Source organism: Dermacoccus sp. MPR-E5, assembly GCF_058809565.1.
In genome coordinates this window covers 42657-63138 of sequence record NZ_JBXASS010000016.1, presented here as the reverse complement: position 1 = coordinate 63138, position 20482 = coordinate 42657, and the positions used below count along the sequence as shown (strand labels likewise).

The 20482-nt window shown below is 69.7% G+C and carries 18 protein-coding genes and 1 pseudogene; 3 read left to right on the top strand and 16 right to left on the bottom strand.

The features are described from left to right. Window positions 1–131: 131 nt before the first annotated feature. Window positions 132–938 carry an IS21-like element helper ATPase IstB gene (istB, locus tag AC1RS9_RS12175; RefSeq protein ID WP_165584664.1) on the top strand — a complete coding sequence of 269 codons (807 nt, stop codon included), beginning with the start codon at window positions 132–134 and terminating at the stop codon, window positions 936–938. A gap of 33 nt (window positions 939–971) precedes the next feature. On the opposite strand, the gene AC1RS9_RS12170 is transcribed toward istB, so the two are convergent. From AC1RS9_RS12170 to AC1RS9_RS12135, 8 genes and pseudogenes are all read right to left on the bottom strand, one after another. Then, window positions 972–3296, bottom strand: coding sequence for a copper-transporting P-type ATPase (locus AC1RS9_RS12170; RefSeq protein WP_006945541.1), 2325 nt, complete (start codon window positions 3294–3296; stop codon window positions 972–974). Between the two features lie 46 nt (window positions 3297–3342). Further along, window positions 3343–3588 (bottom strand): hypothetical protein, encoded by a 246-nt coding sequence (locus AC1RS9_RS12165; protein WP_006945551.1) that lies wholly within the window; start codon window positions 3586–3588, stop codon window positions 3343–3345. 254 nt (window positions 3589–3842) lie between these two features. After that, window positions 3843–5327: a multicopper oxidase family protein gene (locus AC1RS9_RS12160; RefSeq protein WP_006945529.1), complete on the bottom strand. Its 1485-nt coding sequence runs from the start codon at window positions 5325–5327 to the stop codon at window positions 3843–3845. 57 nt (window positions 5328–5384) lie between these two features. Continuing rightward, on the bottom strand, window positions 5385–6491 hold the full coding sequence (locus tag AC1RS9_RS12155) for a sensor histidine kinase (RefSeq protein ID WP_240742566.1): 1107 nt from the start codon (window positions 6489–6491) through the stop codon (window positions 5385–5387). Further along, on the bottom strand, window positions 6491–7204 hold the full coding sequence (locus tag AC1RS9_RS12150) for a winged helix-turn-helix domain-containing protein (protein ID WP_006945505.1): 714 nt from the start codon (window positions 7202–7204) through the stop codon (window positions 6491–6493). The genes AC1RS9_RS12155 and AC1RS9_RS12150 overlap by 1 nt, the downstream gene beginning before the upstream one ends. A 31-nt stretch (window positions 7205–7235) precedes the next feature. Then, window positions 7236–7813 (bottom strand): annotated as a pseudogene (locus AC1RS9_RS12145) (DUF6803 family protein). A 328-nt stretch (window positions 7814–8141) separates the two neighbouring features. Next, window positions 8142–8648 carry an acyl-CoA thioesterase gene (locus AC1RS9_RS12140; protein WP_006945484.1) on the bottom strand — a complete coding sequence of 169 codons (507 nt, stop codon included), beginning with the start codon at window positions 8646–8648 and terminating at the stop codon, window positions 8142–8144. A 23-nt stretch (window positions 8649–8671) separates the two neighbouring features. Further along, window positions 8672–9616 carry a histidine phosphatase family protein gene (locus AC1RS9_RS12135; protein WP_006945532.1) on the bottom strand — a complete coding sequence of 315 codons (945 nt, stop codon included), beginning with the start codon at window positions 9614–9616 and terminating at the stop codon, window positions 8672–8674. Between the two features lie 47 nt (window positions 9617–9663). On the opposite strand from AC1RS9_RS12135, the gene AC1RS9_RS12130 reads away from it, so the two are divergent. Continuing rightward, window positions 9664–10524 carry an alpha/beta hydrolase family protein gene (locus AC1RS9_RS12130; RefSeq protein WP_492921643.1) on the top strand — a complete coding sequence of 287 codons (861 nt, stop codon included), beginning with the start codon at window positions 9664–9666 and terminating at the stop codon, window positions 10522–10524. Between the two features lie 114 nt (window positions 10525–10638). Here the strand turns inward: AC1RS9_RS12130 and AC1RS9_RS12125 are convergent, their stop codons facing one another. Together AC1RS9_RS12125 and AC1RS9_RS12120 are read right to left on the bottom strand one after the other, a co-directional pair. After that, on the bottom strand, window positions 10639–11676 hold the full coding sequence (locus AC1RS9_RS12125; RefSeq protein ID WP_492921641.1) for a Type 1 glutamine amidotransferase-like domain-containing protein: 1038 nt from the start codon (window positions 11674–11676) through the stop codon (window positions 10639–10641). A 364-nt stretch (window positions 11677–12040) separates the two neighbouring features. Next, window positions 12041–12949: a transglycosylase family protein gene (locus AC1RS9_RS12120; protein ID WP_492921639.1), complete on the bottom strand. Its 909-nt coding sequence runs from the start codon at window positions 12947–12949 to the stop codon at window positions 12041–12043. 289 nt (window positions 12950–13238) lie between these two features. Between AC1RS9_RS12120 and AC1RS9_RS12115 the strand changes: the two genes are divergently transcribed. After that, window positions 13239–14060 carry a response regulator transcription factor gene (locus AC1RS9_RS12115; protein ID WP_492921637.1) on the top strand — a complete coding sequence of 274 codons (822 nt, stop codon included), beginning with the start codon at window positions 13239–13241 and terminating at the stop codon, window positions 14058–14060. A gap of 97 nt (window positions 14061–14157) precedes the next feature. Here the strand turns inward: AC1RS9_RS12115 and AC1RS9_RS12110 are convergent, their stop codons facing one another. The 6 genes from AC1RS9_RS12110 to AC1RS9_RS12085 form a co-directional block, all read right to left on the bottom strand. Further along, window positions 14158–14526, bottom strand: a complete 369-nt coding sequence (locus AC1RS9_RS12110) for a transglycosylase family protein (protein ID WP_131941779.1) — start codon at window positions 14524–14526, stop codon at window positions 14158–14160. 152 nt (window positions 14527–14678) lie between these two features. Further along, window positions 14679–15317 (bottom strand): hypothetical protein, encoded by a 639-nt coding sequence (locus tag AC1RS9_RS12105; protein ID WP_074046253.1) that lies wholly within the window; start codon window positions 15315–15317, stop codon window positions 14679–14681. 259 nt (window positions 15318–15576) lie between these two features. Next, window positions 15577–16833 carry a fatty acid desaturase family protein gene (locus AC1RS9_RS12100; RefSeq protein WP_006945549.1) on the bottom strand — a complete coding sequence of 419 codons (1257 nt, stop codon included), beginning with the start codon at window positions 16831–16833 and terminating at the stop codon, window positions 15577–15579. A gap of 187 nt (window positions 16834–17020) precedes the next feature. Then, entirely contained in the window at window positions 17021–18133 is a 1113-nt protein-coding gene (locus AC1RS9_RS12095) for a ferredoxin reductase (RefSeq protein ID WP_492921634.1), read from the bottom strand. 344 nt (window positions 18134–18477) lie between these two features. Further along, window positions 18478–18915: an AraC family transcriptional regulator gene (locus tag AC1RS9_RS12090; RefSeq protein ID WP_492921632.1), complete on the bottom strand. Its 438-nt coding sequence runs from the start codon at window positions 18913–18915 to the stop codon at window positions 18478–18480. A 168-nt stretch (window positions 18916–19083) separates the two neighbouring features. Further along, window positions 19084–20433 carry a hypothetical protein gene (locus tag AC1RS9_RS12085; protein WP_492921630.1) on the bottom strand — a complete coding sequence of 450 codons (1350 nt, stop codon included), beginning with the start codon at window positions 20431–20433 and terminating at the stop codon, window positions 19084–19086. Window positions 20434–20482 lie beyond the last annotated feature (49 nt).

The window sequence follows — 20482 nt, the reverse complement described above, 5'->3', positions numbered from 1 at the left end:
ATCGCGCACCTACCCGAGGACACTCGACCCCTGCCCACCGTCACCGCCTACGACGAGCTGTTGCGACGTCGCCAACCCGACCCCGCTTCGGCCACCGTCGAAGCCCACCACCACACCCCGACAGGAACCCCATGACCACCACCACCAGCCCCCGTCCGGCAGGTCTTCGCCGTCGTCACGGCCTCACCGAACAAGCCGCCCAGGCCGCGATCGACCAGGCCTGCCGCCGCTTGCGACTGCCCACCATCCGCTCCGTCGTCGACGAGGCCATCACCGCCGCCACCAAGGAACAACTCACCTACCAGGGCTTCCTCGCCGAGCTGCTCCTGACCGAGGTCGACGACCGCGACCGGCGCTCCACCCTGCGCCGCATCAAGAGCGCCGGCTTCCCCCGCGACAAGTGGCTCGCCGACTTCGACTTCACCGCGAACCCGAACATCAACCCCGCCACCATCAACGAGCTCGCCACCGGTGACTGGATCCGCCGCGGCGACCCGCTGTGCCTGATCGGGGACTCCGGCACCGGCAAATCCCACCTACTCATCGCGCTCGGCACCGCCGCCGCCGAACAGGGCTACCGCGTCCGCTACACCCTCGCCACCCGGCTCGTGAACGAGCTCGTCGAAGCCGCCGACGAGAAACAACTCACCAAGACCATCAACCGCTACGGCCGCGTCGACCTCCTCGTGATTGATGAGCTCGGCTACATGGAACTCGACCGGCGAGGGGCGGAGCTGTTGTTCCAGGTCCTCACCGAGCGGGAGGAGAAGAACGCCATCGCGATCGCGTCCAACCAGTCTTTCTCCGCCTGGACCGACACCTTCACCGACCCCCGCCTGTGCGCAGCGATCGTCGACCGTCTCACCTACAACGCCACCATCATCGAAACCGGCACCAACTCCTACCGCCTCGCCCACACCCACGCACGGCATCTGTGATGGGGTGAACAACGACCGGCTGGGCTCTTGGGGTCAACGGCGGCGACGAAGCCGCAAGGAATTGGTGATCACGCTGACCGAGCTGAGGGCCATGGCGGCTGCCGCGATGACGGGCGACAGGAGCCAGCCGAAGGCCGGGTAGAGGGCGCCAGCGGCCAGCGGGATGCCGACCACGTTGTACACGAACGCGAAGACCAGGTTCTGGCGGATGTTGCGCATCGTGTCGACCGACAGGTCGCGGGCCTTGACCAGGGCAGCGAGGTCGCCGCCGAGCAGGGTCACGTCGGCGCTCTCGATGGCCACGTCGGTGCCGGTGCCCATTGCCACACCCACATCGGCCGCGGCAAGGGCGGGGGCATCGTTGACGCCGTCGCCGGCCATGGCGACGGCGTGGCCCTGGGCCTGCAGGGCCTGCACGTGGCCGTGCTTCTGGTCGGGCAGGACGTCGGCGACGACCTGGTCGATGTGCAGCTCGTCGGCGATGGCCCGGGCAGTCGTGGCATTGTCGCCGGTGAGCATGACGACCTTCATCCGGCGCCGACGCAGGTCCTCGATCGCCCGCGCGGTGGTCGCCTTGAGCGGGTCAGCGATGGCCATCACACTGGCCGGTCGGCCGTCGACGGCCACGACGATCGCGGTCGCACCACGACGACGGTAGGCCTCCACCACGGCGTCCAGGCCATGGGTGTCGACCTGCTGGCTGCCCAGGAAGGCGGGGCTGCCGACGAGCACGCGCTGGCCGTCGACGGTGGCGCTGACACCGCCACCCGGGTGGGCGGCGAAGGCGCTGGCTGCCGGCACCGTGCGTCCCGTCTGGCGGGCAGCATCGACCACGGCCCTGGCGAGCGGGTGTTCGGAGCCGGCCTCCACAGCCGCGGCGAGCAGCAGTGCCTGCGCGTCGTCACGTCCGTCGACGCCCTGCTGGTCGACCAGGCTGGGGCGGCCCTGGGTGAGGGTGCCGGTCTTGTCGACGACGAGGGTGTCGACCTTCTGCAGTCGTTCGAGGGCCTCGGCGTTCTTGACCAGCACGCCCTCGCTGGCGCCGCGCCCCACCCCGACCATGATCGACATTGGCGTGGCCAGGCCCAGCGCGCACGGGCAGGCGATGATCAGCACGCTGACGGCGGCCACGATCGCGAACGGAAGCCGCGGCTGCGGGCCCATGGCCAGCCACAACCCGAAGGTGGCCAGGGCGACGGCGATCACGACCGGCACGAACACCGCCGAGATCTTGTCGACCAGTCCCTGTATCGGGGCGCGGGACCGCTGCGCCTGGGAGACCAGGTCGACGATCCGGGCCAGGGTCGAGTCAGCGCCCAGACCAGTGGCCTCCACCACCAGGCTGCCGCCCTGGGTGATCGTGCCGCCGATGACCCGGTCACCGGGGCTCTTGTCGACCGGTACCGGCTCGCCGGTGATCATCGACTCGTCCACATACGCGTGACCATCGACCACGGTGCCGTCGGCCGGCACCTTCTCGCCCGGCCGCACCCGGCACCGATCGCCCAGCTGCAGCTCGGCGGCCGGCACGTCGGTCTCGGTGCCGTCGGCCCCGATGCGGTGCGCGGTGGCCGGTGACAGGTCGAGTAGGGCGCGGATCGCGCCGGAGGTCTGGTCGCGGGCCCGCAGCTCGAGGACCTGGCCGAGCAGCACCAGGGTGATGATGACTGCCGCGGCCTCGAAGTAGGTGCCGACCCGGCCGTCCATCGCCCGCATCCCGGATGGGAACAGCCCCGGCGCCAGCACCGCGACCACGCTGTACAGCCACGCGGCACCGACGCCCAACGACACCAGGGTGAACATGTTCAGGTGACGGCTGACCACCGACTTCGCGCCGCGCACGAAGAACGGCCACCCAGCCCACCACACCACTGGCGTCGACAGGGCGAGCTCGAGCCACGGCGCGACGCTGCCGGGCAGCGCACGACCCAGCACCATGGGCACCATCACCATCGCCACCAGCGGCACGCTCAGCACCGCCGCCACCCGGAACCGGCGACGCATGTCGACGAGCTCCTGGTTCGGGCCTTCGTCGAGCTCGGCCAAGACCCGCTCCAGCGCCATGCCACAGATCGGGCAGTCACCGGGGCCATCGCTGCGGACCTCGGGGTGCATCGGGCAGGTCCAGTCCCCTGCAGCGACCGCACCGGCCACCACCGCCGGCTCGCCCATGGGGTGCTGGTGATCGGTCGGGTGGTCGTGGTGCTGGGCGGCCGGCGCGTCCCCGCCGTCGGCGGGTTGCAGGAACATCCCGCACTTGGGGCAGCGTCCCGGGTGGTCGCTGGTCACCTCGGGGTGCATGGAGCACGTGTAGTGGGTGGTGTGGTCGTGGGTGGCGGTGGCGGTCGGGTGGTTCATGGGGTGCTCCTCGAGACGGTACTGCCGGTGGATGGCGGGGCGGTGGTCAGTGCTGGGAGCCGTGATCCATCATGCGCATCATCAGCCATATCATGAGCATGCAGCCGATGGCGGGCACGAGGGCGGCCACGACACCGCCGGCGGCGAGGCTGGCACGTCCGGCCCACAGGTAGCCGACGACCACGAGCAGCATCGGGGCGCACATCAGCAGGTGCATCCAGTGGTGGGACTTGCCGTGCTGGTGGGCCGCGCCGTGCTGGTGGGTGGTGCTGCTGGGGTCCTCGTCGGTCATGGGGCCGGTCAGGGGCTGGCGGGGGTCCTCGCCGAAGGAGCGGGGGTCTGGTCGGGGCTGGTGTACATGGCGTGTCCTTGTCTGCTCGGGGAAGGGGTTTTCCTTCCACTTCCACGGTGACGGGGCGAGGTCAATGCGCCCCCGAGCTTTGGTGAAAGTCTGGTCAAGACCTGCAGACGGTGATGGTGCGGTTGCCGCAGGGGGCAGCCGCACCATCAGTGCAGGCTTGAGTGGCCGGCATCGGCCGGGGCATGTCAGTAGCGCAGGGTCGTCATCATGCCGAGTTCTGCGTGGTAGATGTTGTGGCAGTGCAGCATCCAGGTGCCGGGGTTGTCGGCCTGCAGGTCGGCCTCGACGGTCTCCATCGGGCGGATCAGGACGGTGTCCTTGCGCAGCCCGGCGCTGCCGGGCAGGGCCCAGGTGTGGCCGTGGATGTGCATGGGGTGGGCCATCATCGTCATGTTCGTCATCCGCAGCCGCACGCGTTGGCCGCGGCTCACGGCAAGTGGGGTGTCCTCGCCGAAGCGTTTGCCGTTGAGGCCCCACGCGTAGGGCTTCATCTGGCCGTTGAGTGCCACATCGAGGGTGATGTCGGGCTTGCGGTCGCGCAGTCGTGCGCTGTCGGCGGGCTTGAGCTGGGTGGTCAGCAGGGCCTTGCCGTCGAGTTCTGCGACGCGGGTGTCCGGGGTCGGTACGCTGCCGGAGCCGGTGCGCACGATGGCCCGGGCCGGGGTGCCCTTCTTGCCCTCGGGCGCGGCCTGCAGCACGAACACGCCGTCGCCCAGCGTGATGGTCGCATCCAGTCGTTCTCCCATCGCGAGGTAGACGGCGCTGGCCTCGGTGGCGGTCACGGGGAAACCGTCGGTGTGGGTGACGGTGAGTCGATGGCCCTGCAGGGCGAGCTTGAAGATGGTGTCGGAGGAGGCGTTGATGACGCGCAGTCGCACCTTCTGCCCGGGCTTGGCGGTCAGGGTTCGGGGTGCGGCGGGGACGCGGCCGTTGACGAGGTAATGGGGGTATGTAACGTCGCCGGCGTCGCCCAGGGGGGACATGCCGTGGTCCATGCCGCCCATGTCGTGGTTCATGCCGCTGGACACGGTGCCGTTCTGGGCCTTGAACGCGGCGAGGATATCGTCGGGAGAGGTGCCGACACCGTCGGTCCAGTCGTCGAGGGTGATGACCCATTCGTGGTCGTAGCGGCCGGGTTCGGCGGGGTCGTCGATGACCAGCGGCTCGTACAGGCCGCGGTCGATCTGCACCCCGGTGTGGGGGTGGAAGAAGTAGGTTCCCGGGTCGGGGGCGACGAACTGGTAGGTGAAGCTGCTGCCGGCCTCGATGGGTTGCTGGGTGACGCCGGGCACACCGTCGCTGGCATTGCGCAGGGCGATGCCGTGCCAGTGGACGGAGGTGCTGGTGGGCAGCTTGTTGTCGACGCGCACCTGCAGCAGGTCACCGGCGCGGGTCCGCAGGACGGGGGCGTCGAGGGTCTCGTCGTAGGCCCAGGTCCTGGCCGTGACGCCGCCCAGGTCGAGGGTGACCGGCCGGGGCGTGAGGACGTGGTTGACGGTCTTCGTGCCGGGGGCGGCGGCCAGCGGGGTCTGGCTTGGGATCGTCAGCGGGGAGTTCGGCGCGGCGGGTGCTGCGGCCGGGGTGTTCTTGGCGTCGCAGGCGCTCAAGGCCCCTGCCGCGGCCAGACCGAGACCGGTGAACAGGACGTGGCGGCGGGAAAGTGTGTTCATGTCCTCGAGCCTGTCGGGCGCGGATAAAGCCCCCGGCAAGGGTTGGTCAAGATCTGGTCAAGAAGTCACGGTGGGCAGTGCCAGCGCGAAGGTCGCGCCGTGGCCGGGGCCGTCGCTGTGGCCGGTCAGGTCGCCGCCGTGGGCGCGGGCGATGGCGCGGGAGATCGCCAGGCCGACACCGGTGCCGCCGTCGACATCGCGGGTGCGGGTGTCCTGGACACGGTAGAAGCGTTCGAAGACGTGGGTGAGGGCCTCGGTGGGGATGCCGACGCCGTTGTCGATGACGCGGACCACGGCCCGGTCGTGCTCGTGTCCCATCGTGACCTCGACCCGGTTGCCGGCCACCGTGTGTTGCAGGGCGTTGCGCAGCAGGTTGTCCAAGACCTGCCCGATGCGGGCGGCGTCCACGTCGACGCGCAGGCCGAGGACGCTCTGGGCGTGCAGCGTCACCCCGGCGGCGTCGTAGGCGTGGCGGGCTGCGGCGACGCTGGCCGTCACGACCTGCGCGAGGTCCTGGTGGCTCAGGGACAGCGGGATGCGGCCTTCCTCGGCACGCGACACCTCGGAGATGTCGGCGGCCAGGGCGGCAAGCCGCTGGTTCTGCCGCAGCAGGATCTCGACGGTTGCGGGGGTGAAGTCGACCACACCGTCCTGCAGTCCTTCGAGGGTGACCTGGGTGGCGGCCAGCGGGGTGCGCAGCTCATGGCCCAGGTCGGTGAGCATGCGTCGTCGGGTCTGCTCGGTGGAGGCGATCTGGCTGGCCATGTGGTTGAAGGCGTTGGCGACCTGGGCCAGCTCGGGGCTGGCCGAGGTCATCGTGACGGGTTGGTCGTAGTGTCTGGCGGCGACCTGTTGGGCGCCGTCCACGAGGGCTTCGACCCCCCGCGACAGGTTCCGGTTGAGGACGGTGGCGACCCCGAGGGCGGCGAGCATCGCGGTGCCCAGACCCACGGCCAGTGACACCAGGCCGGCGTCGTGGAAGGCCTGCTGCGCGTGCTCGACGACGTCGGGCTGGGCGTGGCCGGCTTCGTGCATGTGCATTCGGAACCATGCCGGGCCGACCAGCAGGGCCGTCAGCACCATGGTGGCGGCCATCGCCGCCACCACGGCCATCTGGGTCCACAGCAGTCGGCGTCCCCAATTGCCGCGCGGGTTGGGCGGCATCACTGCCCTCGGCCCATCCGGTAGCCGACGCCGCGCACCGTCTGCACGAACCGAGGCTGGGAGGGGTCGTCACCGAGCTTCTTGCGCAAGTGCGCGATGTGCACGTCGACCAAGTGGTCGTCGCCGACCCAGTCCTCGCCCCACACGGCGTCGGTGAGCTGGCGGCGGTTCAGCACCCGGCCGGGGTGTTCGGCCAAGGCCTGCAGCAGGTCGAACTCGGTACGGGTCAGCTCCACCGGTGAGGCGTCGAGCTCCACCCGACGAGACGACTGGTCCACGGTGAGGGCGCCGATGCGCAGGACCGAGGCCGTGGTGCCCGCACCGCCGGCGCGGGGGCGCCGCAACAGTACTTGGATGCGGGCCACCAGCTCGCGCGGGCTGAACGGTTTGGTCATGTAGTCGTCCGCGCCGACCGACAGCCCGATCAGCTTGTCGACCTCGTCGGCGCGGGCCGTGAGCATCAACACGTAGCAGTCGCTAAAGGTGCGCAGTTGGCGGCACACCTCCACCCCGTCCATGCCCGGCAGGCCCAGGTCCAGCACCACCACGTCGGGGGCCGTGGCCCGGACAAGGTCAAGCGCGACCAGCCCGTCGCCGCAGGTCTGGGCCGACATGCCGGCCCGCTCGAGGTAGTTCTTCACCGTGCCCGACAGAACCGGCTCGTCGTCGACGACCAGGACACTCGGCGCAACCGCAGCAGACGCGCTATTCATGACACCACCTCACCACGAACCCGGCCGGGGATCACTTCGACGGTGCGGCACTGGGCATCATCGTCGAGTGGTCCATGCCCGTCATGCCACCCATGTCGTGGTTCATGCCCGGCATGCTGACCATGTCGTGCTGCGTTGAGGCGGGTGCCGTCGGCGTGTAGCCCATGACGGCAGGGTCGAGCATGCCGAAGATCATCGCGACGTGGGCCACCACCAGGAACACGGCCACCATCGCCACGTGCAGGCGACGGCGCCCGGCCTCGCTGCGACCCAAGAGTCCGGCCTCCAGCAGGCTGATCACCAGTAGCGGCAGGCACCGGCCAGGTAGGAAAGGACAGCGATCACGTCCGCGGGGCCACGCCAGCCGCCGTGGACCGTCAGCGGAACCACGGCAGTGATGAGCAGGTGCTGGCCGATGAACACCCACACCGGACCCGCCAGCAGCCCGGCCCAGTGACTCACCTTCGTCACCCATCCCGGCGCCGGCCGATCACCGCGACGAGCCAGCAGCATCACCAGCTCGGTGATCGCAAGGGTTTCGGCCAGCACCACCGGAAGTGCCATGAACAACAGGAGGTTCCACGGCTGCCGTACGGCCAGCAGTCCCATGTAATGGGTCATCGGCATCCCCTCCATGCCCGACCCCGAGGTCAAGTCAGGGGCGATCAGGGCCAAGGCGGCAGCTGCGAGAGTGCCGACACCCAGGGCAAACAGCGGCACTGTACGGGAGGAGTTCTCGTTCGAGGTCGTGGCCACAAGCCTCGAAGCCCCACATCGAGGCCCGGGCAAGGGAATGTGAAGATTCGGTCAAGCCGGTCTCCGGGTAGACATGGGGCCAGAACAGACCGTCACCATGGGGCCAATCGAAGTTGACAGAGCCACAGGATGATGAGCACCGCGCCGAGGGAGAACTGCGCGAGCTGGGCGAACGTCAGCGTCATGCGCGCTCGACGGACGCCTCACCCGCGCCGAGATCGCGGATGGCGGCGCGCTGCGCGAGGCGGTGCTCGCGACGGATCTGCGCGGCGCGGAAGCGGCGCTTCTCCTCCTCCGTCACCGGTTCGAGTGTCGGCACCTGACGCGGCCTGCCCGACTCGTCGACGCCGACCATGACGAGGAACGCCGTCGCGACGTGGACCGGGGGCGTGCGATCGTCCCACCGTGTCGTCTCGACGCGCGCGCCGACCTCCATCGACGAACGACCCGCCCAGTTGACCTGCGTCTTCACCGTCAGCACGTCACCGACGCGCACCGGGGCCAGGAACAGCATCTCGTCCATCGCGGCCGTGACGGCGGGGCCCTGCGCGAAGCGCGCCGAGACGGCGCCCGCGGCGTCGTCGACGAACTTCATGATGTTGCCACCATGGACGGTGCCGAGCAGGTTCGTGTGCTGGTTGCCCATGATCTGGCTGAGGACGAGTTGTGTGTCGGAAGGAGCGGTCATGACCGCCATTGTCTCGCAGGATCTCAGCGGTTCGTGACGAGCCCGGCGCCCTCGAGGTGGGTGAACTCGTTGAACGTCAGCAACCGAGGGCCGTGACGATCGATCGTGATGCGCGTGACGCCCGTGTTGACCGCCGCGAGGGTGAAGTGCTTCCACGCGTCGAGGCTGCCGCCGGCGGTGAGGTGAGCCGCCGTCCAGCACACCGGGCCGGCCGACGTCACGACGACGACGTGCTCGTGCGCGGCGTCGACGAGATCGTCGAGCGCCTCGTTCGTGCGCGAGGTGAACTGCTCGAAGCTCTCCGGGTACTCGTGGTCGTACTGGCCGCCACTCCAGCGATCGACGGCCTTCTCGAACGTCTCCTCGAACGCGATGCGCGGACGCAACGTACGCACCATGTCGGCCTTCAACACGAGCATGTTCTTGTACGCCGGTTTGTACGCCGTCAGGAGCGCGCGATGATCGAGCTCGTTCCAGCGCTCGTCGAGACCACGCGCCACGACGCGCGGGGCATGCGCGGCGATGATGGCGTCATCAGGCTGTTCATCGGGTTTCGGGTGAGGGGGCTTGCCTCTGGAGGGTTTTCTCGGCGCGTGTGTGGCGGCGTCCTGGGTGCTCTCCAGGTGTTGCGCTCGGTCTGTTTCTCGGTCGCTCGACGCCGGGGCGGGCGGCGTGGCCGGCGCCTCCGATTCGTCCGCGCGGGGGTGAGCGGGCGTCGTCACGTGTGTGGGTTCGGTGGCGGGGACGTCGTCGAGATGCCAGCCGGCGCCCGCGGCGATCTCGGCGAGAGTCTGACGGTGGCGCTTCATCGAACCACTGACGATGAGGCTCGGTGCGACGCCGTGCGCGGCGAAGTGCTTGCCGAGCAGATACGCCTGCTCGTGGCCCGTCTCGGAGAGGTTGTCGTAGTCGGACTTGCCGAAGGACGCCTGCCCGTGGCGCACGAGCCAGACCGAACGCGTTTCCATGGACCAATCTTGCCGCACCACGTGCTACCCGCGGGTAGCCTTTCGTCGTGCATTCCACGACCGCCCTCGAGGCCACCGTCACGACCACGAGCGGGCTCACGAGCCACGTCACCTTCATTCCCGTCGACGACCCGGCGGCGCCCGTCCTCGTCATCCGACCGGCGTTCGGGGCGCCCGCGTCGTACTACCGGCACCTGACGCCGGCGCTCGCCGAGGCAGGGCTCGCGAGCCTCGTCGTCGAGTACCCGGGGCGGGAGACGCGCGACGGAATCGGGCGCGAGACGACGTACGGCTACGACGCGCTCGCGACCGGGGCGCACGAGAGCGTCATGACGCACGTGCGCGAGCTTCGGCCCGACGCCCCGGTCGTGCTGCTCGGGCACAGCCTCGGCGGGCACGTGTCGATCTTCGCGGCGGCGCTGCACCCGGATGGGCCGGCCGCGGTCGACGGCGTGATCCTCGCGGCGTCGGCGAGTCCCTACTGGCGGGGGTACGGGGCGCCCGGCAGGGTGCGCTCCTTCGCGGGGACAGCGCTGATGGCGACCGTCGCGCGCGCCGTCGGGTACTGGCCGGGCGACCGGCTGAAGTTCTGGGGGCGCCAATCGCGGGTGCTCGTGCAGGACTGGTCGCGGATGGCGCGTACCGGGCGCGTGCGTCCGTCGGGGGCTCAGATCGACTACGAGGCGGCGTTGGGGGCCTATGGCGGGCAGGTGCTCGCGATCTCACTGCCGAACGACTCGTTCGCACCCGTCGGCGGGCTCGAGCAGATGCTGCGCTGGGTGCCTAAGGCGCGCGTGACGCGCTGGCACTCGCCGGACGATCTCGGGCACATCCAGTGGGTGCGCCGCAACGCCGACGTCGTGCCCGTCATCGCTGCGTGGGTCGAGGAAAATATTGCGGCTCGGTGACGGGGTGCGTGATGGGTGTTGACGCCTGGCGGCGGGGGTAGTTGCACGAGTCATGTGCATCTGCACGTGGAATGTGCGGCACATTCCTCGTGCAGATGCGCAGAAGTCGTGCAGCTAAAAACTGCGATTGCGTCCGGTCGATGACGAAGCGTGCAGGTTCCAGATCCGACGAGCGACGTCGACGTACTGCTCGCGTGGGCCTGCGGTGGAGGGTGTCTCTGGTTCGGCGGCGCTCTCGCCATCGCTGTCGAAGCAGTGGACGAACGTCGCGTGGACGAGGGTGAGGACGTCGTCCGGGCTCGTGCACGCAGGCAGTCCCGAGGCGATGTACTCGGCCTCGGCGTCGAACTCGTCCGACGGCGCGCCGATCTCGGCGAGCCCGAGGAGGTTTGCGGCGTCGAGGATCTCGCTGATGCGGGGTGCCACCGTCGAGCCCAGCAGGCGCGCCGGGATGACGTGTGGCTCGCCCTGTTCGCGCGTGACGCGCCAGGCCACGCCACCGGGTTTCTCGGTGACGGCGTAGGTGGAGGTGCCGTACTCGGTGTCGCGGTGCCAGACGAGCGCAACGCCGTCATCGGCGGCAATGCCGTCGGGCAGGGCGCCGTCAGCGACCCACCGCCGGTACTTCTCGGCGCGGCCCAGTTCACCGAACAGGTGGGGGCACGCGCTGCCGGGGAGAAAGCCGAGGCCGTCATCGAGGGGTGCGAGTGGGCCGAACGAGTCGGTCGACGACGCCTCGAACCAGCAGTTCATGCCGGCGCTGATACCGGCCAGGACGGTGCCGTTCGCCGCGGCTTCGCGCAGGAGGTCGGGCAGGCCGTGCGTGCGCCAGATCGCGAGCAGGTTGGCCGTCGACCCACCGCCGACGTAGACGACGTCCTGGGTGAGGACGTGGCGGGGGTCGCAGGTCCAGTTGGCGTTCGCGGACTTGGTGAACAACGACAGGACGCTCGTCTCGGTGCGCCCGGCGAAGGCTTGCTCGAACTTCGCGGCGTAGCCGAGGTCGTCGCCGCTGGCCGTGGGGACGAAGCAGACGCGGGGACGCTCGGCGCGCGTCAGCTCGAGGATGTGCTCGTCGATCGGCGTGACGGCGCCCTCCTGAGAGAAACCCCCGCCGCCGAGGGTGACGATCGTGCCGGTGAAGTTCGTCATCCCTCGATTGTCGCCGAGGCGATGCGTGGTGGCGACAGACTTTCAGTCGGTGGGGTTTGGTCTGCCGTCGGGTGTGGGTATGGGTGCGGGGCGCCGGTCCGTCGTCGTGACTCGCCGTCATGGGTCGTGGAGCTCGTCGCTCTGGGCCCAGCTTCCGGCGTGGTTGAGGACGACGGTGAATGTGGACGAAAATCGCCGATGGGTACGAGAATCGCAGGTGAGCACACGCGTCGCCGGCGTGGATCGTGAGATGCCGGGGTGAATGCGACGGCTCGCACTCACCCCGGCATCTCACGCCCAGGCCCGACCGGCGTTCACGCGACGGGTAGGGCGCTCCCGTCATGAACGGAAAGCGCGGCGCGGCTCAGGCCGCAGCCTTCGCCGGAGCGTGCGAACCGTGCGGCGCCAGCGAGTTGGCCGGCTTCGTCAGGGGCTTCGGGGCCACCTTCGCGTGGTGCTTGCCGACCGGCTTGGCCTTCGGCAGCGCCTTGTTCGCGTCCTTGCCATGCGGCTTGGGTGCGGCCTTCGCGTGAGCAGGCTTGGGTGCAGTCTTGCCATGCTTCACCGTCGCCGGCTTGGGCTGCGGCTTGGCCTTCTCACCCGGCTTGCCGTGCTGCGCCGGGGCGGGCTTGCCGTGCGCCTTCGCCTTGCCCGGGTGCGCCGCCTTCGTGCTCGCGGTGCTGCTCTTCGAGTTGGACACGCTCGTCGTCGTGCTCGAGCTGTTGCCCGTCGAGCTGGACGCGCTCGACGCCTTCGTGCTCGTGGACGTCGTCGTGCCCGATGTGGCGCTCGTGCTCGGCGAGGCGCTCGTCGACGAGCTGGAGGTGCTCGTCGTGGGCGCGCTCGTCATGCTCGACCAGCAGCTGCTCGAGGCGGCCCAGGGCGACGTCCCGGCCTGGTTGTAGAGCTCGAGGGCGGCGGCATCCTGCACCGACGCGGGCGCCGAGGCGGCCGTCGTGTAGCCGGCGGAGGCCGACAGGCCCTTCCACGTCGAGTTCAAGAACTGGTAGGCGCCCGAGGCGCCACTCGAGGCGTTGACGGCCTGGTAGTTGCCGCCGCTCTCACAGGACTTGATCTTGGCGAGCGCCGATGACGCGGACGACGAGGACGTCGACGTCGCGGCGCTCGCGGTGGAGGCCAGGCCCGCACCGGCGACGCCGACGAGCGCGATTCCGCTCGCGAGCGTCATGGCGCGTTTGCGCTTCTGCTTGGGTGCGGCGTCCGTGGTGTCGTGCGAACGGATCGGGTCGGTGGTGGTGTCGAAGTGGGTCATGACTGTTCCTTTCGTCGGTCTGTTGACGTCATCCACCGTGCCGACGCTTCGTTGCGGGCGGCTGACGCGACTCTGACGGCGACGAAACGTTGTGAGCCTGCTGTGAGGCGTGCCGTCATCGCATCCTGTCGATGGCGGTCGGCTCTGATCGCTTGTGGTGCAACAGTTTTCGACAGAAGCACCGCGTCGCGGCGAGCCGCCGGGCGAGGGTCGGTCGGGGCCTCAGAGAGGGCGCGTGACGGCCGGCGTTCTTATCGAAATCAAAGGCGAGGTTCTTAGCGTCGCCGTCATGAAGGCACTCATCGTCGACGAATCCGGCCGCACGTCGGCACGTCTGCAGCCGGCGCTCGCGCAGGAGGGGTACGTCGTGCAGGCGGCCTCTCAGCGCGGCGAGGCGCTGTGGTTGGCGAGCGAGGCGGAACCCGACGTCATCGTCATCTGCAGCGCCCGACCCGGCACGCACGACGTCCCCGTCGTCACCGCCCTGCGCGGCGACGGCGAGCGCGCGCCGATCCTCGTCATGGCTCGCCGCAGCGAATCGGCCGACCTCGTCGACGTGCTCGACGCGGGCGCCGACGATGTCGTCACCTCACCCGTGCCGTTCGCCGAGGTCGCCGCGCGTCTGCGAGCTCTGACGCGCAGGGCCCCGCACCTCGTCGAGGACGAACTGCGCGTCGGGACCCTCCGTCTGGATCGAGCGGCGCGCGTCGCCGTCAGGACGCTCGACGACGCCACCACGGGTGACGCCGGCAGCGATCACGCCAGCATCGGTGACGCCCTTGCCGAGCCGGGCGGGGCCACCACCCGCGACGTGGTGAGCGGCGCGCAAGGGGGTGATGTGGCGATCGACCTCACCGCCCGAGAGTACGCCGTCCTCGAACTGCTCATGCGCAACGCGGGGCACGTGGTGTCACGCGCGCGCATCGTCGACGACGTCTGGGGCGGGCTCGATGCGGCGACGTCGAACCTCGTCGACCAGGTCGTCAGCCATCTGCGGCGCAAGCTCGACCGCCCGTTCGGTCGCCACGACATCACGACGGTGCGTGGCGTCGGCTACCGCATCGTCGACTCAGCCGCTCAGCTCGACGGTGTCGTGCGACGCGCGTCCTGACGGGCCCCACCCCCGGCCTGCCTGGGCAGCACGACGCCCCCGTCAGGACAAATCCTGACGGGGGCGTCACCGGCACGACACATCGTGCCGAGAGGTCTTACGTGGCCCAGCAGCTGGAGCTGGCGGCCCAGGGGGAGGTGCCGGCCTGGTTGTACAACTCGAGGGCTGCGGCGTCCTGCACCGACGCGGGCGCGTACTTGGCCTTCGAGTAGCCCTTGGCCGCGGAGAGGCCCTGCCACGTCGTGTCGAGGAACTGGTAGGCGCCCGAGGCGGTCGACGACGGGTTCTGCGCCTGGTAGTTGTTCGAGCTCTCGCAGAACTTGATGGCGGCGAGCGTGCTCTGCGCGCCCGAGCCGTTCGCCGCGGAAGCGGTGCTCGCGAGGCCGGCTCCTGCGGTGCCGACGATGGCGACTGCGCCGGCCAGGGCGGCGGCGCGGTGACGGATGTTCATGGTCGAGTGCGACATGTGGCGTCTCCTCGGAAGGCGTGAGCGGGCACGAAGTGGTGTTGCTCCGTGCGGGTTCTTCACCTGTCTAATGACCGAGCCCCGGCCCGCCGCAAACGCGCGACGCCCGCCGAGCCGTGGCTCGACGGGCGTCACCCGGGAAAAGCGTTGCGTCAGCGCGATGCTCGGCGACGCATGACGAGCGTCACGCCCGCCGCGGCGAACGCGAGCGCGGCAGCGCCCGTCAGCGCGCCGGTGTTCGACGACGGCGCGACGCGGTCGGTCTGGACGACGGGGCCGGCCGGCTTCGACGAGGCGTGGGACGCGCCCGGCTTGTGCGGCATCCCGCCCGGCATCTGCGGCATGCCGGACATGCCCATGAGCGTGGTGAACCAGGCGTCCCACTGTGCTTCGGACGCGTTGGCCGACGGCGGCTTCGGCAGGCCCAACATCGTGGCGACCTTGCCGGCCCACGCGTCGTACTCGGCGTCGGAGGCGTCCATCGCGGGCAGCGCCGGCAGGCCGAGCAGCTTCACGACGGCCTTGACGTACGTGTACGCCTGCTCGTCCGTGGCGTTCTCACCCGGGAAGGGCGGCAGGCCGAGGGTCTTCGACGCCTGCTGGAACCACGCCTCGATCTGCGCGTCCGTGGCGTTCTCGCCGGGGAACGGCGGCAGCTTGGCAGCCAGCTGCTCGATGGTGGCGGGCATCGTCGGCTTCGGGGCGGGCTGCTCGGCGAGGGCCGGAGCGGCGAACGAGACAGCGACGAGCGCGGTGCCGAAACCGGCGGCGACGCGGGAGGTGAGTGACACGTGAGTCACCTTTCGATGAAGGCCCGCGAGGCTCGGTCTCGAGCAGATCGGGCATGCACAGCCCATTATGAGCTACTTCACAGGGTGGCGGCGACTCGGCGAGCTGTGCGCTCAGCGGATACGCGAACTATCGCGCCCAGTCGCGACGGCAGCGTGCGGGTTGGGTGCTCCCGCGCGCTCACACGCCCGTCCGACGGAGCGTGCGAACCCGCACTCCCGTCGAGACAGGACGTGCGGGTTCGTCGAGGGGCAGAGGCGATCAACCGGCGCGGTAGGCGGCCCATTCGTCACGTGTCGGGACTGCGAGGACGCAGATGTTCTTCCACGTCGAGCCGAGCTGACGCCCGAATCGTCCCGTGTTGTACGGCAGGCCATAGCGTTCGCAGATCTCGCGCACCTTGGGGGCGACCTCGATGTAGCGGTTGCTCGGCAGGTCGGGGAAGAGGTGGTGCTCGATCTGGTGGCTGAGGTTGCCCGTCAGCGTGTGAAACGTGCGGGTGCCGGAGATGTTCGCCGAGCCGAGCATCTGCCGGATGTACCAGTCGCCGCGCGTCTCGCCGTCGATCATGCGTTCGTCGAAGGTGTCGACGCCGTCGGGGAAGTGACCGCAGAAGATGACGGCGTGCGCCCAGACGTTGCGCAGCGCGTTCGCCGCGACGGTGCCGCCGAGCGCGCGCAGCGCCGTCGAACGGAAGTTCGTCGGTCGTCCGAGGGCCTTGCCGACGAGCGCGCCGACGGTGGCCGCAGCGAGCGGCGTCGCGACGTAGTCCTTGGCGACCATCGCGATGGCCTTGTCGCGCAGCGCCGCGATGTCGGCCATGACGGCCTCTCGCGACTTGTACCCGGCCTTGTACTGATCCCACTCGATGTCGTAGCTCGCGATGCCCCATTCGAACATCGGCGCGAGCACGAGGTTGACGAGCGGGTTCGCGAGGTCGCGCGGCTTCCACGGCTGGTCGTCGCTGACGCGCAGGATGTTGTAGCCCACGTCGCGGTCCTTGCCGATGACGTTCGTCCACGTGTGGTGCAGGTCGTTGTGCGTGTGCTGCCAGCCGCGGGCGGGCGCGACGAAATCCCACTCCCACGTCGTCGAGTGGATGTCGGGGTCGCGCATCCAATCCCACTGCCCGTGCAGGACGTTGTGGCCGAGCTCCATGTTGTCGAGCACCTTGCCGAGCGCGATGAGGCCGACGCCGGCGCTCCACGCGATCTTCGAGCGGCTGCCGATCATGCAGACGCGGCCCGCGAGTTCCGTCGCACGCTGGATCTTCACCATGCGCTTGACGTACGCAGCGTCCTTCGCGCCGCGCTCGGCGAGCACCTCGTCACGGATCGCGTCGAGTTCGGCGCCGAGGCGTTCGACGTCGTCGTCACTGAGGTGCGCGGCCGTCGGCGGGCGCACGGCGAGGTGGCCGTGCGTCGGCAGGACGCCGGTGCGTTTGTCGGGCTTCGCGGCCGCGCGGGCCGTCTTCGAATCGGCGGCGCCGGGCTTGAGGGCGTTGAGGACGGATGTCATGAGCTGAACTCCTGGTCGGGTTCGTTCTCGCCGGATGGGGAAAGAGGACGTGAGGTGGCCGCGCGTCCGGTCAGCGCGGCGTGACGGGGCGTCGAGGGCCTGACGACGCAGCGGGATCGTGCGCTCAGGGCGGGCGCGTCGGGTCGGCGGAATGCGCCGTGGGTGGTCATGGTGACGTCATCACTACTCACGCGTCGAGGTGGACCGGGCCCACGGCGGCGCTGATGCAGGTCTGGATGAGTTCGCCCTCGTCGGAGCACAGTTCGCCCGACGACAGATTGCGCACGGTGCCGCTGACGAGCGGCGTCAGGCAGGTACGGCAGATGCCCATGCGGCACCCGGACGGAAGCAGGACGCCTGCGTCCTCGCCGACCTCGAGCAGCGTCGTGTTGCCCTCGGCGCTCGCCTCCTTGTCGGACTTCTCGAACGTGACGACGCCGCCGCGCGCGTCGGGGTCGGCGAACAGGGTCGGGGCGAAGCGTTCGACGCTCAGCTCGTGCGGCAGATCCTCGCTGTGCCAGAGACGTTCGGCGTCGTCGAGCATCTCCTGCGGCCCGCAGACGTACGTCTTGCGGCTGCGCCAGTCGGGGCAGAGCGTGTCGAGGTCATGGGTCGTCGCGAGATCGAGACGGCCTTCGTGTCCGGTGAAGCGGTGCACGAGCGTCAGGCTGTGGTGTGCGTCGTTCATCTGCGTGAGTTCGTCAAGGAACAGCGTCTCGTCGGAGTTGCGCGAGGAGTGGATGACGACGACGTCCGCGTCGCGCCGCTGCGGCAGCAGGGTGCGCAGCATCGACATGACGGGCGTGAGGCCGCTGCCCGCCGTCAGCATGAGCAGGGGGCGCGGGCCGGTGGGCAGGAGGAAGTCGCCCTGCGGCGGAGCGAGGAACAGCACGTCGCCGGGCTCGGTGTGGTGCACGAGGTGGCTCGAGACGCGCCCGACAGCGGTGACGGTGATCGCCGGGTCGTGGCCCTCGGCGGTGACGAGGGAGTACGAGCGCCAGTTGCGCACCCCGTCGATCTCGACGCCGATGCGCGCGTACTGGCCGGCCTTGTGCGCGTCCCACGTGCCACCGGGCGTGAACTCGATCGTCGCCGAGTTCGCCGTCTCATGGCGCACGGCGGTGACGACGCCGCGCAGCTGACGGCTCGAGACGAGCGGGTTGAACAGGCGCGCGAACTCCTGCGGCGGCGCCGGCGTCGTGAACACCTCGGCAGCGCGCCACGCGGCGCGCTTGAGCAGCGAGCCGCGGCGCGTGGTGCCTGACGAGCGGGCAGGGCGCGGTGGCAGAGCGGAGTTCACTCAGACATTGTGCCTCTCACAACTGACAAAAGCTTCCGCCGCCGGGGTGAGCAGCTCTGGGACCTTCGTCTCTGCGGACGAACTGGCGGGTTCGGTGGGGCAGCGGCGAGGGCGTGGCTGACGGGGTGCTCGGCGCTCGCCGACCCCGGCGCGATCTTGTGTCATCAACGCGTGAAATGGCGCGCGTTCATGACACAACATCCAGGAGGCTTGACGAGATGACGAACGTTCACCCTCGCAGATCGCGAAGTCATCCCCTCATGGCGCCATGCCACCGTCCTCGGTGATGGGATCGCCATCAGCGACATGACGTAAAGCGGTCTGTGGTGGGGGACCCCCGTCAACTACGCCAGGACCGGGAGGAGGCAGTCGACCTCGCCTTCACGTCGGTAACTCTCGATCTGCGGACGGGACGAGTCGTGATCTGCCAAGCCGAAGAGGACGTCGAACGCCTCGCCGATGTGCCCGTAGACCTCCGGCGCTTCACCTCGTAGGCGCAGCCGAAGGTAGGCGCCGCCCGGGATCGTCGTCTCGTCCAGACCCAGCGGGATTGCGGCGTCGCGATCCAACCGATTCGAGCACATGCGGTAGATGTGCGATCCGCCGTAGACGAGGCCCATCATGCGTCGTCCCTTCAGGGAGTCGAAGGCGTGCTCGAAGTCGGGCCACCCGGCTTGGATGCTCGGCAGGTCGAGGGGAACATCGCGGCTGAGCGCGGGAAGATCCTCGAGGTTGATGACGTCGATCCTGCCCAAGGCGTGGCGTTCTGGGTAGTCGCTCATGCGCCAGGTCTAGCCAAGAATTTGGAAGGTTTTCAAGTGTTCGGAGCAGACAGGCGACGCCGGCCCGCAGGGATGGGCCGTCGAGCTCGACGTGCTGTCCGTGCTGGAGCCCAACCGCGACGGCACCCGTACGGTGGGTGACCGCCCCGCCGGCTGACCTGCGCGCCGTCAGCGACCGGTGCGAGCCCGCCACTCACGACGCGTCTCGCCCGGGCGCGGGGCGCTGTCGTCGTCGGAGGCGCTGACGGCGGTTGCGTCGGGCGTCTTGGGGGTCGTCGACGCACCGGAGGGCGGCGGTTGGTTCGGCGTCTCGGTCGACGCGCCAGGGACGTCGGTGCGTGCGGCACCGGAGGTGGGCGCTTGGTTCGTCGCGCGTGACGGCGCACCGGGCGTATCAGTCGCCTCGGGGGTGTCGGTGGTGTCAGCGCTCGCGACAGCGGCGTTCTCGGGTTCTCCGCTCTGAGAGTTACCCACCGACTCGCTCGCTTCGTCGGCGCCGGGCTCGACCACGTCAGGCTCGGCGGGCAGTTCGCGTCGGGCGTCGAGGGCGTCCTCGGTGGAGGTTTCCTCGCGCGTGGAGGGCGTGGGGACCGGCTTCGGGTGCAACCCGGCCTCGGCGTCGCCGCCCTTCCACGCCGCGTGCTCCTCGGTGGTGCGCACGACGCCGTCATCGCCGAGGACGAGCCCGTCGGGCAGGTCGGGGGCATCCATCGGCATGACGTCGTCGGGGGAGTTCGGGTCTCCGTCACGGAACGTCGGGCCGACGCGTTCGGGGGAGTCGTACGCGGCCGACGGGTCGTCGAGACCGTGCGCCGGGAAACCGGCGAGCAGCTCGACCTGACCGACCGTCACCGACCCCGGTGCCGGCACGCCGTCGAGGGGGACGGGCGTGCACAGGTCGATCTCGCCGCACACCGTCGCGATCCGGGAGACGAGGAACTCGTGGCCCGTGACGGAGTTCGTGCGGATCTCGGCGAACTGGACGGTGCCGCTCAACGTCGCGAGAGGCGAATCGCTCGACGTGGCGGGCAGGAACGTCTCGATCTCCATCGGCGGCGGCCACGGCAGACCGAACTGCTTGACCTCGGCCGGCGGCTCACCTTCGACTCCGGGCATCGCACTGCGGGGCGAGTCGAAGAAATCCTCGACCGTCGCGAAGAACTCGGTGTCGACACCCATCGCGACGAGCGCGACGCGCCCCACCGCGGCCCAACCGACCGTGTACCGGTTGTTCGGCACGACCGTGAACGGGTCGAGCTCGAAACCCGAGACGTCCGTCAGCGTCACCTGCGCCAGACCGTTCTCGAGCGGCGTGATGCCGCGGTACGGAGTGCGCACCGGCGTGTCGAAACCAGGGCGCGCGTACTGCGCCGTGCGGTCGAGCAACAGCATCGCGCCACTCGAGTCGACCCAACGCGTCGTGCTCGACAACTCGTGCGCCGGCGCACCCTTGTCGCGCGCCAGGGCGGCCAGGGCAGCGGGGTCGGCAAAACCGATGCACGCGACAGTTGAACTCATGGGCGTAACGGTAGGCGAGCAGGTGGCCCCTCGCCACTCTCGCGGGGCG

Excerpts from the sequence above, each read along its gene's own strand:
- istB (WP_165584664.1), top strand. The coding sequence starts at position 132 with ATGACCACCACCACCAGCCCCCGTCCGGCAGGTCTTCGCCGTCGTCAC.
- AC1RS9_RS12170 (WP_006945541.1), bottom strand. The coding sequence starts at position 3,296 with ATGAACCACCCGACCGCCACCGCCACCCACGACCACACCACCCACTAC.
- AC1RS9_RS12165 (WP_006945551.1), bottom strand. The coding sequence starts at position 3,588 with ATGACCGACGAGGACCCCAGCAGCACCACCCACCAGCACGGCGCGGCC.
- AC1RS9_RS12160 (WP_006945529.1), bottom strand. The coding sequence starts at position 5,327 with ATGAACACACTTTCCCGCCGCCACGTCCTGTTCACCGGTCTCGGTCTG.
- AC1RS9_RS12155 (WP_240742566.1), bottom strand. The coding sequence starts at position 6,491 with ATGCCGCCCAACCCGCGCGGCAATTGGGGACGCCGACTGCTGTGGACC.
- AC1RS9_RS12150 (WP_006945505.1), bottom strand. The coding sequence starts at position 7,204 with ATGAATAGCGCGTCTGCTGCGGTTGCGCCGAGTGTCCTGGTCGTCGAC.
- AC1RS9_RS12140 (WP_006945484.1), bottom strand. The coding sequence starts at position 8,648 with ATGACCGCTCCTTCCGACACACAACTCGTCCTCAGCCAGATCATGGGC.
- AC1RS9_RS12135 (WP_006945532.1), bottom strand. The coding sequence starts at position 9,616 with ATGGAAACGCGTTCGGTCTGGCTCGTGCGCCACGGGCAGGCGTCCTTC.
- AC1RS9_RS12125 (WP_492921641.1), bottom strand. The coding sequence starts at position 11,676 with ATGACGAACTTCACCGGCACGATCGTCACCCTCGGCGGCGGGGGTTTC.
- AC1RS9_RS12120 (WP_492921639.1), bottom strand. The coding sequence starts at position 12,949 with ATGACCCACTTCGACACCACCACCGACCCGATCCGTTCGCACGACACC.
- AC1RS9_RS12115 (WP_492921637.1), top strand. The coding sequence starts at position 13,239 with ATGAAGGCACTCATCGTCGACGAATCCGGCCGCACGTCGGCACGTCTG.
- AC1RS9_RS12110 (WP_131941779.1), bottom strand. The coding sequence starts at position 14,526 with ATGTCGCACTCGACCATGAACATCCGTCACCGCGCCGCCGCCCTGGCC.
- AC1RS9_RS12100 (WP_006945549.1), bottom strand. The coding sequence starts at position 16,833 with ATGACATCCGTCCTCAACGCCCTCAAGCCCGGCGCCGCCGATTCGAAG.
- AC1RS9_RS12090 (WP_492921632.1), bottom strand. The coding sequence starts at position 18,915 with ATGAGCGACTACCCAGAACGCCACGCCTTGGGCAGGATCGACGTCATC.
- AC1RS9_RS12085 (WP_492921630.1), bottom strand. The coding sequence starts at position 20,433 with ATGAGTTCAACTGTCGCGTGCATCGGTTTTGCCGACCCCGCTGCCCTG.